At 59.7% G+C, this 13,166-nt stretch carries 12 protein-coding genes and 1 tRNA gene; 7 read left to right on the top strand and 6 right to left on the bottom strand.

The window, feature by feature from the left end; translation table 11 throughout:
- Positions 1-87: 87 nt before the first annotated feature.
- Positions 88-164: transfer RNA gene (locus tag FHS92_RS04180), tRNA-Met, on the top strand.
- Between the two features lie 126 nt (positions 165-290).
- On the opposite strand, the gene FHS92_RS04175 is transcribed toward FHS92_RS04180, so the two are convergent.
- The 5 genes from FHS92_RS04175 to FHS92_RS04155 form a co-directional block, all read right to left on the bottom strand.
- Positions 291-869, bottom strand: coding sequence for a cupin domain-containing protein (locus FHS92_RS04175; protein ID WP_184077737.1), 579 nt, complete (start codon positions 867-869; stop codon positions 291-293).
- Positions 866-1,522, bottom strand: a complete 657-nt coding sequence (locus FHS92_RS04170) for a cupin domain-containing protein (RefSeq protein ID WP_221230878.1) — start codon at positions 1,520-1,522, stop codon at positions 866-868. The genes FHS92_RS04175 and FHS92_RS04170 overlap by 4 nt, the downstream gene beginning before the upstream one ends.
- 306 nt (positions 1,523-1,828) lie before the next feature.
- A complete protein-coding gene (locus FHS92_RS04165; RefSeq protein ID WP_184077733.1) occupies positions 1,829-4,231 on the bottom strand; it encodes a TonB-dependent receptor in 2,403 nt (800 codons plus the stop codon).
- Positions 4,232-4,568: 337 nt separating this feature from the next.
- Positions 4,569-5,543: a TAXI family TRAP transporter solute-binding subunit gene (locus tag FHS92_RS04160; RefSeq protein ID WP_184077731.1), complete on the bottom strand. Its 975-nt coding sequence runs from the start codon at positions 5,541-5,543 to the stop codon at positions 4,569-4,571.
- 292 nt (positions 5,544-5,835) lie between these two features.
- Positions 5,836-6,297, bottom strand: coding sequence for a MarR family winged helix-turn-helix transcriptional regulator (locus FHS92_RS04155; protein ID WP_184077729.1), 462 nt, complete (start codon positions 6,295-6,297; stop codon positions 5,836-5,838).
- Between FHS92_RS04155 and FHS92_RS18515 the strand changes: the two genes are divergently transcribed.
- The 5 genes from FHS92_RS18515 to FHS92_RS04130 all read left to right on the top strand — a co-directional run bounded on the left by FHS92_RS18515 (position 6,257) and on the right by FHS92_RS04130 (position 11,081).
- Positions 6,257-7,780 carry an NAD(P)/FAD-dependent oxidoreductase gene (locus FHS92_RS18515; RefSeq protein WP_343056647.1) on the top strand — a complete coding sequence of 508 codons (1,524 nt, stop codon included), beginning with the start codon at positions 6,257-6,259 and terminating at the stop codon, positions 7,778-7,780. The two genes, FHS92_RS04155 and FHS92_RS18515, sit on opposite strands and share 41 nt — an antisense overlap.
- A 3-nt stretch (positions 7,781-7,783) precedes the next feature.
- On the top strand, positions 7,784-8,245 hold the full coding sequence (locus FHS92_RS04145) for a flavodoxin domain-containing protein (protein WP_184077725.1): 462 nt from the start codon (positions 7,784-7,786) through the stop codon (positions 8,243-8,245).
- Positions 8,246-8,271: 26 nt separating this feature from the next.
- Positions 8,272-8,985 carry a dienelactone hydrolase family protein gene (locus FHS92_RS04140; RefSeq protein ID WP_184077723.1) on the top strand — a complete coding sequence of 238 codons (714 nt, stop codon included), beginning with the start codon at positions 8,272-8,274 and terminating at the stop codon, positions 8,983-8,985.
- A gap of 125 nt (positions 8,986-9,110) precedes the next feature.
- Positions 9,111-10,187 (top strand): maleylacetate reductase, encoded by a 1,077-nt coding sequence (locus FHS92_RS04135; protein ID WP_184077721.1) that lies wholly within the window; start codon positions 9,111-9,113, stop codon positions 10,185-10,187.
- Positions 10,188-11,081 carry an intradiol ring-cleavage dioxygenase gene (locus tag FHS92_RS04130; protein WP_184077719.1) on the top strand — a complete coding sequence of 298 codons (894 nt, stop codon included), beginning with the start codon at positions 10,188-10,190 and terminating at the stop codon, positions 11,079-11,081. It abuts the gene before it with no gap.
- A 23-nt stretch (positions 11,082-11,104) separates the two neighbouring features.
- Here the strand turns inward: FHS92_RS04130 and FHS92_RS04125 are convergent, their stop codons facing one another.
- A complete protein-coding gene (locus tag FHS92_RS04125) occupies positions 11,105-11,743 on the bottom strand; it encodes a TetR/AcrR family transcriptional regulator (RefSeq protein WP_221230877.1) in 639 nt (212 codons plus the stop codon).
- Between the two features lie 119 nt (positions 11,744-11,862).
- Here FHS92_RS04125 and FHS92_RS04120 point away from each other — a divergent pair, with 119 nt between their 5' ends.
- Entirely contained in the window at positions 11,863-13,074 is a 1,212-nt protein-coding gene (locus tag FHS92_RS04120; RefSeq protein ID WP_184077717.1) for an acyl-CoA dehydrogenase family protein, read from the top strand.
- Positions 13,075-13,166 lie beyond the last annotated feature (92 nt).

The raw sequence follows: 13,166 nt of genomic DNA, 5'->3' as shown, positions 1-13,166 counted from the left end.
AAGGCTTCGTATAGCGCGCCGACCGCGGCGGCACTATGCTGTGGTGCTTCAGTCTCGAACGGGCGTTTATGCCGGTTTTGGCAACGTGGCGGAGTAGCTCAGCTGGTTAGAGCAGCGGAATCATAATCCGCGTGTCGGGGGTTCAAGTCCCTCCTCCGCTACCATTCGCGAATTTTGGGGTTAGTCCCCCATTGTATCCGGTTTGGAGGCGAGCGCGCTGCGCGCGGCAGGACGCAATCGGGCATGGAGCGTGTTTTGAGCGCGATAAGGTCAGCTCGACAGAAGGGAATTCAATCCCCTTCCACGATCTTCTCTGAAATCGCCTGCCAACGGAATGGCGACAGATCAATCGGATCGTGATCGCGCCCGCAGGAAGGGCAACGCCGTTTGCTGGCATCGCTGTTGAACCGTTCACAGCCGGTTTGATATTGTTCTTGCGGGGTTTCGGCGGCGTTGTCCCACTCGTGCCGAGCCAGCTGCTCGCCGCAGCCTTCGCACAACCAGATCGCAGCCTCCCCGCCAGAATCCTTCGCCTTATAACGCAACACCAGCCCTGGTTCGACTGTCCGTATGCGATGAACGGCGCGTCCGGGTACATAAACCAAATCGCCAGGTACCGCATCGAAGAAGCGGGTCGGGCCATCCTTGAACTCAATTCGCGATCGTCCGCTCATCTGCGCGACAACGGTGTCCTTCTCGCATTCGAGATGGAAAGGCTGATCCACCGAATTCATGCTGGCATGGAGCTGCGGATCAACTTCCGGGCGCAACATGGGGAACTCGTCGAATGACGCGAGGCGTTGCCCTTCGCGCAGGATGTTGAACGTATTTTTGCGGCGGATGCGTACGGGTGGAAGCGGTGCGTTCACGATGCGATGGCCCCTTCGAATTCTTCAACGGCCTTACGCGCCACATTGGTGCGGAACGCATAGTCGTACCAACCCCAAATATGCAAAGGGAACGGGCGGCTGACATGGCCGCAGGATTTGCACGTGCGCAGATCCTCGTTCGCATTGACATTAAGGGCGAAGCTGTTCGATCCGAATATGGTCGGAAGCGCGGAAAGCCCCGCGATTTCGCCAACATTGCCCTCGGTCTCGTCGTAGCGGTAGCGGTAGACCTCGGTCCCACAGTTCTCACAATTGAACGCCATGGCTTCAGATTGCTCGCCTTCTTCGAGCTGACGCTGCGTAATAACCTGCACCGCGAAGTAGGCTTCGTCGGAGTCTCCGCCCACGCCGTGCTCCTTCGGCCCGACATATACGTCGCCCGTACGCATCCGGCCGGTATTGGCGTAGTTAATCACGATCTCGTCAACGACATTTTCATGTACGAAATAGCCGATGTGAGTGCCCTTTCCGTCGCTCTCAAATGCCGCAGCGCATGGAACAATCGCACCCGGATCGGTATAAGGAAACATGGGGGCAAGCTGGGCATTGGCGGTCTGGACGAACTGGAACACATTTATCTTGAGCGGCACCTTGCCCGTACTGGTATCGCTGACGGTCGCCTTCATCATCATGCTTTCCCTCGGAACTCGGCAGCCGGGTTCCTTTGCCAATAGAAAAGACAATTTTTGTCATAACGACAGAAATATGTCAATATTGTCGCGCGTCTGGATCGAAATTACTTGGCATCAAACCTACACGGACCGCGACGGGGCATCGAACGCGGGGTCTACGTCGGGTATGCTGAAGAGCACACACGATCCGGAGCCGGACGCAGCCGAGCCAGTTGTTCCCTTCGATAGTGGGATGGTGCCTTTGGCGCGGCAGTCAAAAGATCTGCCGCGCCTTCGCTGAGAGCAAAAACCACCCCGGCCTGATGCCTAAAAATTGACCCGTGCCCGAATTCCGTAGGTCCGTGGTGGGCGTAGTGTTGCCGAAACGAACGGGATGATAGGGTGCGAGCTGTTCAGGAATACATTGGACGGAACGTCATCATTCTCGATGTTGTTGACGTACGCTGCAATGCTCCAATGATCGCCTGGCGCGTTGTAGGTTAGCGACGCGTCCGTGCGGGTATTGCTGCCAACATGCGTTTCGGGAAGGAACGAATCCGATAGCCAGCGCGCACTTTCGTAGCGTGACTGCACGGCAGGCACCAGTGATCCCCCAGAACCAAGATCGATGGTATAGGATGCACGACCGCTGATAACCCACTCCGGTGACTGGAACATCTGCCGTCCGCTGCAATTGATTGTGTAGGTCGCTCCTGACAGGCTGAATGCGCAGCCCGTGCTCGGCAGCAATGTGCCGGAAGGCAGGCCCAGCGCGGGCAGGAGTGAAATGTCCGGCACGGTGTATTTGAACTCGTCGTAGCGCGAATGCGTGTAATTGACGTCGACGCCCAGCAGCAACTTACGGACGGGTTTGAACTCTACAGACGCCTCGAAGCCGTAGATTGTCGAGCTGCCCACATTCTCTGTCGGGAAACCGGTGACCGGACGCGTGGGGTCGAGCCCCTGTACGAATGCGAGGTGCGCCAACTGTTGATTGCGATATTTGAGGTAATAGGCTTCCAGGTTGAACTGCAGCCGGTTGTTGAGGAAGCGGTTCTTTGTGCCGAGCACATAGGACGTCACTTTCTCGGGATCGTAGGAATTGTTGGACTGGGCGAAGAAGAAACCCCCAGCCTTGAAACCCGTACCCACGTTGGCATAGACCAGCGACTGAGGACCGGCGTCCCATTCCACGCCGGCTTTCCAGGTTGCCGATTTAAAGGTCCGGGTGGTGTCGATGATGATTTCTGGCGCCGCAGGCACCACAATCAGCGGATTGAGGTTGGGACCACTGGTGAAGGAAGCGGGGATCCCGATGCCGTGCGTTCCATCAATGCCTTTCTTTTCCCAGGTGTAACGCAGCCCACCCGTCAGGCGCAGCGTGTCGTTAAGCGCGTAGGTAAGTTGGCCGAAGGCCGCTGCGGTCTTGGTTGAGACATTGCCTTGTTCCTGCACAACGCCGACGAACTGGTTGTCGGGTTCGATCAGGAAGTCTGCGCTTTCGTTGAAGTAATAGGCCCCCAGGACGTAGCGGAGCGGCTGCGCGTCGTCGGATGCCAGGCGCAGCTCGAGAGAAGTCTGCTTTTGGTCGGTCCGATCGACAAGCCAATGACTGATCATCGTCATGAAATTGTCGGTGTGGAGTTCGCGATAGGCAGGAATGAACGTCACGGTGCCCAAAGAGGTCTTCAGATTGAATTCCGCCATCACTCCACCCGCCTGGGTATCCATCTTCGAGAGATATTGGGGAAGCGGAGCCACCAGACCCGGTGTAATGAAGTTGAGAAAGTGTCCATTGTACAACGCGGTGTAAGCCGGATTGCCCAGGCCGACGCGCGTCGGTGGGATCACCGCACCGTTGAGGTTGCCAAAGGCGATGCGGTTACCGCCGCCCACATTGAGGAAGTTATCAAACACCTTGCCATTGATGCCCAGGAACGAGCCGCCGCCGCCCTTGCCACCGATGTCCGCATAGTCGCCCACAACGTTGACGGTCAGGTCCGGTGTCAGTTGCGCTCCCAGCGACACGCGGAATGCGCGATCCTTCGCATCGTCGGTCCCGTCTTTGAAGTAGCCGTCATGATCCTCGGTCTGGAACGCCACGCGCAAGGCGCCGTTTTCGCCCACAGGCACATTGAGCGCGCCATTGAGCAGCACTTCATCATAATTCCCGTAGGTCGCGCCAAATGTTCCATTGAACTGCCCATAGTCCGGCTTGCGGAAAATGAGATTGACCGCGCCGCCGGTCGCATTTCGTCCGTAGAGCGTGCCCTGCGGTCCCTTGAGCACTTCAACGCGCTGAACGTCGAAGAACTGGCCATTCACTGCGGTTGGGCGGGAGATGTAAACGCCGTTCATATTGAAGGCGACGGCAGGTTCGGTATACGGATTATAGGCGGCGGCGCCGATCCCGCGAATATAGAATGTCGTGGCACCCGCCTGGTTTGAGGCCTGAAGCGCAGGTACGGCTACCGTCAGGGCCGCAGCAGACGTTATTGCCTGCCGTTCGAGCGACTCCGCGTTGAGTGCGGTCACTGCAACCGCCGCACGCTGCAAGCTCTCGCTGCGCCGCTGGGCGGTGACGACAATTTCCTCCAGTCCGTCTGACGAACCGGCCTGCGGGGTGGCAGCGGAGCCAGTTGCTTCGTTCTGCGCGGCTGCCGGATTTGTATGGAACGAAAGTGCCAGGACAAAGGCACTTGCCGAAATCAACATTGTCTTGCGAGACATGCTATAACCTCCCCATTTACGAGAAGAGTGCATCCATGAGCCGAAGGATGGCGATCCTTTGCAGGCTCCGAAGCCAATTCTCTTTTTTACCCTTCGGTCTCTGCCGAAGGCGATCTCCTCTCACGACAGTTTACGTCTGCTCTTGAGCAGCTGCTATCGCGATGACAGAGCATCGTCAATTTGACAGTGTTCTGTCAATAGTTATCTTCAATTATGAGTGTCGTTCATTTTTCCGTTGGTCGCACAGGCGTCCCGATAACCGGCAACAGGCGTCTCCGAAGCGCCGGCACACCAGCGCAACTTAGACAATAAGGGTCACGCGCCTTGCCGGTGGAGATCAGATTACGCCTGTCTCGCGATAATATTGCTCGGCTCCGGCGTGCAGCGGGATGGGCGCCTTGCACATGTTGGCAGGGACAAGCGGATAGGTAATCGGGCTGCGTTCGGGTGGAATGTGCCGGTATTGCGCCTCGATCACCGAGCGCGTCTCTACAAGACACCAGGTCAAAAGATGTGCGATGTCTGCGGGCATGTCGTTGCGGACGACGATGACGAAATCCGAGAAGTCCACAGCAGGCAGATCGCGATCAAAATTGGACCAGAATCCTGCTGGGAGTGCATTCCGTCGGTAGCCGAATGTTTCCACCAGTCGATCGATTGCGGCGGGCTCGGCTGGTAGCGGGATTGCCTTGCCGGCTTCTACCACATCGCGCCACCATGGGGTCATGATGGCTTCTTGCAGCACGGCGTCGACCTCTCCGTCCTGCATCCGGAACAGCGATTGCTCAGGCCGGTGAGCTACCACGTAGCTTCCGCCCCACGAGCGTAGAACCGCTTCGTCGATGCCGTGCGCTGCCATGAAATGACGGGCGACCCGGCCTATGAAGTTGCTGCCGTCATCGGTGGAGGTGGCAATGCGCAGCGCGGGTTTCCGCGCGCGCAATTCCTCAAACGAGGAGATTTCGAAGCGGGGATCGATCGCCAGGACCATACGGTCATTCTGGGGGATGACTCCCAGAGCACGCAGGTCGGGCATGGCCTGGCCTTCGAACAGGCCGTTCCCCGAGATTGCATCGCCGATCATCATGGCCGGTGTTGCTATGCAAAGATCCAGTTCACCGTCCTGCACCGCCTGAAGCGGCTCCATCCCACCGCCCCGGATGTTCCAGATACCGACCCGCGTGCGTGGCCCAGCCCGATCGCAGAATTCCTGCGTGAGCCACGAACAGATCCGATGAAAATTTGCCTGCCCCCAATCACCGTTGAACTGCAACGTGACTGAGCGCGCAATCGAGGGTTCGCTAATCGCCAAGATGGTTCCTCCCATTACCGACCGCCCGAATGCGTGCGTTTGCCCAGCGAGAGGCCTACAGCACGAGCTGATCATTATGACAAAATACTGTCATATGGACTATAACTTGTCAATTGGCGTGGCTGCGCGACGATTGGCTGGAGCCGAGGCGGCCTTCGACGGTATGTGGTGGAGGTATAGGTGCGTAGACGCTCACTCGAGTGCCGGTGATCGATTTCCAGGACTGCATTCCAAGATCTGACGCTCGTCGGCGCGCGAAAAAGCGGCAGGTCAGGCCGCACGGAAAATGGGTTCAGTCCTCCGGCATCGCGAGTTCGCCGAGACGTTCGACGAGCTGGAGGGCCTTCTCGATGTCGCCGGGTTCAAACCCTTCGGCAAGCCGATTGGCCCACTGGCGCTGGCGCTGCGACACCAAGTCGAACAGTTCCCGGCCCTTCTCAGTGAAATCAACGAGCTTTGCCCTTTGATGATCGGGATTGTTGAGGAGCTGGACCAGTCCCTCCTTCAGCATCGCCTGAACGACCCACAAAACCCCCTGGCGTGTCAGTTCGTAGTTCCGCGCGATTTGGGCAACCGTCTTGGGATTATGTTCGATCGCACCAAATATTTGCCAGCGTGCCGATGTCAGATTGACATCTTTGGTGAGCCTATCACCGGCGCGAAGCAGACGGCCGTTGGTGCGAAAAACCGCCAGAATAAGCTCGGTAATCACAATGCCCCGCTGTGAGTGCGCAATGTTGTCGGCGTCCGCCATCCGATCTCCGTTATCCCCGTTTCTAGACCATGTTCCGGAAGTCCGGACCGGCGCAAGCGCCTCCTGCGCAAACCTTGCCATCGCAGGTCCGATACTCGTCGGCAAGCACTCTGCTCGTCAAGACCTGATCTGCCTCGACCTGATACGCTGCTGCGCGCGATTGCACCAAAGGCAGGATATATTGACTAGTTCTTGTCGTTATGACAGATATATGTCAATAATCAAAACTGGCCATTTGGTGCGCGGGAGGGAAGGGATGGGAAACGTGCGCGCGGGAGCGCTCGTGATTGGTGCAGGGCAGGCAGGCGCCCGCGCCGCTAGGGCGATGCGCATGGCCGACTTTGATGGTCCTATCCGCATTATCGGTGCGGAACCCCATTTTCCTTATGAGCGGCCGCTTCTTTCCAAGGCGCTTCTCCAAGATCCGGATGGCCCGCTTCCCTGGGTGCTCGCCGAAGACCAATATCGTGAGCTCGCCATCGAGCTGATAGTCGGCGTACCGGTCACCGAAATCGATAGGAGCCAACGCACGTTGCGTCTCGCGAATGAGACCCTGCTTCCCTACGATACTCTCCTCATCGCCACGGGTAGTGTGCTGCGCCCTATCGAGCTGGGCCATTTCCCCACCGAACGCATATTTTCTTTGCGGACGTTGGAAGACAGCCGAGCCATCGCTGCCCGGCTTGGGAATGGCATACGGGTCGCGGTTGTCGGCGGCGGGTTCGTTGGACTGGAAACCGCCGCTACGATGCGCAAACGGGGCTGCGAGGTTGTCGTCGTAGAGCTGGCTGACCGGCTTCTTCCCCGTCTTGCCTGCACCGAGGCGAGCGAGCTGGTGCTGCGACATCATCGTACCAGCGGGATCGATGTCCGTCTTGGCACTCGGGTCGTCGGGGGAGGGGAGGGTTTCCTCGAGCTAGACAATGGCGACCGCATAGCCGCTGACATGGTGGTCGCAGGAGTGGGGGTCAGGCCGAACACAGATCTTGCCGAGGCGGCAGGCCTTGTCGTTGACGACGGAATCGTCGTTGATGCTCATTGCCGCACGTCCGATCCAGCGATCTACGCGGCCGGCGACGTTACGCGCCAATACAACCCGTTGCTTGGCCGCGCGGTCCGCCTGGAATCGTGGCACAATGCGAACGTTCAGGCAGAAATTGCCGGTCGGGCGATGGCGGGACTGTTCGATACTCCGGCGGAAGTGCCGTGGGTGTGGTCCGACCAGGGATCGCTTAACCTCCAAATGGCCGGGTTCCCTGATCAGGTTGACCAGGTGGTGATCCGGGGCGATCCGCTGGGTGAGGATGGAATATCGGTGTTCCAGCTTAACCGCGGTCAGCTGGTCGGAGGCCTGACCGCAAACAGGGGCAAGGACATGGCGATCATTCGCCGCCTGCTTGCTGCGGGCGGCGCGCTTGATCAGGACGCACGGATGCTCGCCGACGAGTCCGTTCCCCTACGCAAGTTCCAGCAGGGCAGGTGAAAGTTGACGTTAGAAATCACAATCCTTGTGGCGACCATGGGCGGCACCGCCGAACTCGCCGCAGAAGAAATTGCCAATTACATCGAGGACAGCGGCGGATCGGCAAAGATCGTCCGGATGGAGAACGCCACTCCTGCGACGCTTGCGCAGGGGGGGCTGTTCGTCATCTGCTCCTCCACCTACGGGACCGGGGAGGTGCCAGACAACGGCAAGCCGTTCTACGCTGCCCTCACCCATGAGCGGCCCGATCTTTCTGAGGTCCGCTACGGGGTGATGGCCTTGGGCGACAGTATCTATCCCAACACCTTCGCGTTTGGCGGCAAGAAATTCGACGCGCTGTTCAGCGAGCTTGGTGCGACCCGCATTGGCGACATCTGCATCCATGATGCGCGGGGCAAAATATATCCCGAGGATGCGGCGATCGAATGGGCTGAAGCATGGCTCGAAGCCGTCGGGGCGCACTGACCGCCCCATCATAAAGGAGCCAAGATATGAACAGTTCCACAGTGACTCTCACGGCCCGGGACGGCGGCACGTTCACCGCCTTTCTTGCTATGCCCGCCCGGCCAAATGGTGGTTCGGTTGTCGTTTTGCAGGAAATTTTTGGGATCAATGCCAATATTCGCAGCATCGCCGAGCGCTTCGCCGAGGTGGGCTATTACGCAATTGCGCCGGACCTGTTCTGGAGGCAGGAGCCCGGTGTAGAGCTCGATCCCGGTAATCCCGCCCACTATGAAACAGCAATGCAACTCATGAAGGGAATGGATCAGCAGCGGGCGGTTCAGGACTCTCTGGTGGCGGCCGAGCACGTGCGCGCGCTGCCTGGCAGCAACGGCAGGATAGCGGCGGTAGGATATTGCCTTGGCGGCAAGCTGGCCTACCTGTTGGCGATGCAGAGTGGGATCGCTGCGGCGGTATCCTATTACGGGGTGATGATCCAGAATGCTCTCGAAGCCGCGCCGGCGATCCGCGCCCGTCTGCTGCTCCATATCGCACAGGACGATCATCTCTGCCCACCCGAAGCGCAGGACGCGATCAGGACTGCAATGGCGCCTCTGGCTGACCGTGTCGAAGTCATCACCTATCCAGGGGTCGGTCATGCTTTCGCCCGGCGGGGCGGTCAGACCTTCCGTGGCGACGCCGCCGAACACGCCGACAGCCTCACATTGGCGCTGCTGACGAAGGTTGTTGCCAATCCGGAGTGACGATGCTCGCGGCGCCATCGGCTCGTGAGGCTTGGCTTGTGCTACCCGATATCCTGCCCATGGTCCAGAAGATGACGTGTAATCAAACTTGAATAATATTCATATTTTTCCTAGTCGGTGCCAAGATGGAATCGTTTTGCATCACCATGAATCCGGGCCGCGTTTTGTTCGGGTCCGGTGCCCGTCTGCATCTTGCGGAAGAAGCGGGCCGCCTGAACATGCAGCGTGTGGTAGTTATCGCCGCGGGTCGGCGTGCCGACCAGCCCGGCGAAATCGAGCGACTTCTCGGTCCGATATGGGTGGGAACGTTCGACGAGGCGCAGATGCATACGCCTGTCGCAGTCACCGATAAAGCCTTGCATTTCCTGCGCGCGCGCGGCGCTGACGGACTGGTGACGATCGGCGGCGGTTCGGCGATCGGCCTATCAAAGGCGCTCGCGCTGCGTACGGATCTTCCGCAAATTGTGCTCCCGACGACCTATGCGGGTTCGGAGGTCACGCCTGTTGTCGGGGAGACGCGCGATGGGCAAAAGCAGATATTCTCGGATCCGCGCATCCTTCCCGAGAGCGTGATCTACGATGTGGATTTGACGCTTGCTGTCCGCCCTGGCGCTGCGGTGCTGAGTGGATTGAACGCCATCGCCCATGCGGTGGAGGCGCTGTACGCAAGGGACCGAAATCCGCTGGTCTCCTCGATTGCAATAGCGGGGATTGAACTGCTGGCGAGCGCGCTGCCGGTGATCGCCCGCGACGGCTCAGATATCCCGGCCCGGGCGCGCGCGCTTCAAGGCGCTTGGCTGTGCGGTACGTGTCTCGCGCTGGTCGGCATGTCCTTGCACCACAAGCTGTGCCACACCTTGGGGGGTATGTTCGACTTGCCGCATGCGGCCCTGCACGCAGCGGTCCTGCCTCATGCAGCCGCGTTCAACGAAAGCGCGGTGCGCGAGCATCTCAAGCCGGTCGCCCGGATTTTTGGTGCGGCCGATGCCGCGACGGGGCTTTACCGCTTCGCCTGCGAGCTGGGCGTGGAGATGGCGCTGGGAGCGATCGGGATGCCCGAAAGCGGCGTCGCAACGGCTGTCGAAGCCACGCTGGAGAACCCTTATTGGAACCCGCGCGCACTCACTGCCGAAGGTCTGCGCGCGCTGCTCGAAGACGCCTTCGCGGGCCGCCCGCCTTATATCCAAACGAGGAGAGAATGAATGAACGACACGTTGGAAGCTGAGCCTGCCGTCTATTTCACAGAGGAAAACTCGGAAGAGGCGGTCATCGCCCGCATGAGGTCCGACTGCGATCCCCGGCTTCGCACCGTGATGAGTGCCGCAATCCGGCACTTGCATGCCTTCGTCAAGGAAATCGAGCCGACCGACGCCGAGTGGGGCGCCACGATCGAATTCCTCACCCGCACTGGACAGATTTCCACCGACTGGCGGCAGGAGTATATCCTTTTGTCCGACATCCTTGGCGTTTCGATGCTGGTCGACGCCATTAACAACCGCAAGCCTTCAGGAGCGACCGAAACGACGGTGCTCGGACCGTTTCACGTCGCCGACGTCCCACGTCTAGAGCTGGGCGCCAACCTCTGCCTGGATGGCAAGGGAGAGCCGATCTTTATCGAGGGGCGCATCACATCGGCGAACGGCACACCGATTGCCGGAGCGCTCATCGACGTCTGGCAATGCAATGACGAAGGCTTCTACGATGTGCAGCAAGCCGACGTCCAGCCACCGATGAACCTTCGCGGCATGTTCGAGACTGACGAGGATGGCAACTTCTGGTTCCGCTCGGTCAAGCCGCGCTATTATCCCATCCCCACCGACGGGCCGGTTGGCAAGTTGCTTCAGGCCATGGGTCGGCATCCCTACCGCCCGGCGCATGTTCACTTCATCGTCAGCGCACCGGGGTACCGGTCCGTTACGACCCATCTGTTCGTGCCGGATTGCCCCTATCTCGGCAGCGACGCCGTGTTCGGGGTCAAGGAGAGTCTGATCGCGCAGATCAACATGACGGAGCCGAGCGCACGTTCGCTGGCGGCTGGGTTGGATTCCGCTCACTGGCACCTGAAATATGATTTCGTGCTGGTCCCGCAGGAGTAATACCGCCTTGGGGAGGCGGGGGATCATTCGGGCGGCAAGCGCGGCCAGTCCCGCTGCACGATCTCCCGCGCTGCCTCTGGCGAGACACCCACCATTCCCAGCAGCGCGGCGACGCTGTCGTCCAGCGCGGCCAGGCCCAGTGCGCCGTGGCTGACCTCAAGCCCGAAGCCCATGATCGCGTGGGTCGTCATCCGCCAGACGAGCTCGGCGTTGCTGACAGCGTAGCGACCGGCGGCGCGGGCGGCTTCAATGTCACGAATCGCATAAGGCCCCATCACGCGAAACATGGCATCGGCCATGACTTCGGAACGGTTCAGCAGCTTGCGCCAGCGCGTGTCCTCAACCGTCGCCAACATCACGTTGCGAATACCATAAGCGTAAATCAGACCCGGGTCATCGAACGTGTCCGTGACCGCTTCGATTCGTTCCGCAAGGCGATGCATGACCCGTTCCATCACGGCCACGGCCAGTTCGTCCTTGGACGAGAAGTAATTGTAGACCGTCCCCGAGCCGACATCCGCAATTTCAGCGATCTCGCTCATCGTCGCGGCGTCGATGCCCTTTTCCGACATGACCTGATAACCGGCGGTGATCATCGCCTCCCGGTTGCGCACGCGGCGCCGTTCCATCCGGCTGATTTTTAGGGTCGTATCTGCGCTCAAAACACCTTCCTCTCAAACATGCGCCTTACGGCCGATAAAAGAAAGAAACAAGATTGACTATCACTCATATATGAGCAATCCTCATTATAAATCATAAATAATCTTGAGAGGTTTATCTAATGGTCACTCTTACGGAATCTCGCCCTCGCGAAGCAGGTGTCGATGCGGCTGTGGTCGCCCAACGTGCGCGGGGGCTTATCGATCAACTCCGGGTCCATGCTGCGAAAGCGGAGGATCTGCGTCGAGTGCCGGACGAGAATATGCAGCTTGTCCGAGATGCGCAGCTGCTCCGCGTCGTGCAGGCAGAATCGCTCGGTGGATTTGGGCTCGGTTACCGTTCGCATCTGGATGTCGTATCGGCGATTGCGGAAGGCTGCACGGCAACCGGGTGGGTCGTCGGCGTTGGACATGTGCATAGCTGGATGGTGTGCCACATGGATGAAAGGGCGCGGCAGGAGGTCTATGGCGAAAACCCCGACGCGCTCGTCGCTGCGGTTATCGCACCGCGCGGGAAAGCGGTGGAACAGTCTGATGGATCCTGGCTGCTCAACGGCGTATGGCCGTTCGCCTCTGGCTGCCAGCACGCGCAGTGGCTGATGCTGGGCGCCGAACTGACTAACAAGGATGGGGTTGCTGCCGGGGACGGCGATATTCTGGTCCGCACGTCGGACGTCGAGATCAAGGACGACTGGTTTGTCGCAGGCTTGCAGGGCACCGGCAGCAATTCGGTTGCCGTCAAGGATTTGCGCGTGCCGGCACACCGCAAGCTTCAGCTCGATGCATGGCTTGATCGGCGCTCGGCCGCCTATGATTCACCCGAGGCACCAGCCATGCTAAAGGGGCAGTCCGGTCCGGTCCTGGCAATCGGCATCTGCGGCGCTGCCCTCGGAGCGGCCCGCGCCGCGCTTGCGGAATTTCGCCGGACCGCGGTTGGCAAGAAGGTGGTTTACACGCCGCACATCTCCGACGAATGGGTGGTGAACCAGGTCGCTCTGGGCCTTGCCGCAGGCCGGATCCATGCCGCAGAGTTGATGCTCTACAGCGTGGCTGACGAGATCGACGCCTACGCCGACCGCGACGAAGATATGCCGATCGAGTTGCGGGGGCGCATTCGCGTCGACTGTTCGCTCGCCGTGCGCTTCCTGCTCGAAGCGGTCGACAGCCTGTTCATGAATGGCGGTGCATCAGGACTGTCGACCCGTAGCCCAATCCAACGGGCCGCGCGCGACATTCGGGCCATGAACATGCATGGTCTCATGCTTCTCGAAACCAGCGCAGAAACCTATGGCCGCATCCTGCTGGGCCATGCTCCGCTTACCCCGATTTATTGACGGACCGGTGGGCGGAGGCGATGGCATCGCCTCCGCCCACCGGGGATGCTCCGGGGTACGTTCCGGTCCATCTCAGCTTCCGAAAAAATGTA

It is taken from the genome of Sphingobium subterraneum (assembly GCF_014199435.1).
Classification (GTDB): Bacteria; Pseudomonadota; Alphaproteobacteria; order Sphingomonadales; family Sphingomonadaceae; genus Sphingobium; species Sphingobium subterraneum.
Note: the sequence above shows the minus strand (reverse complement) of the source record. Positions and strands in the feature narration are given on the sequence as shown.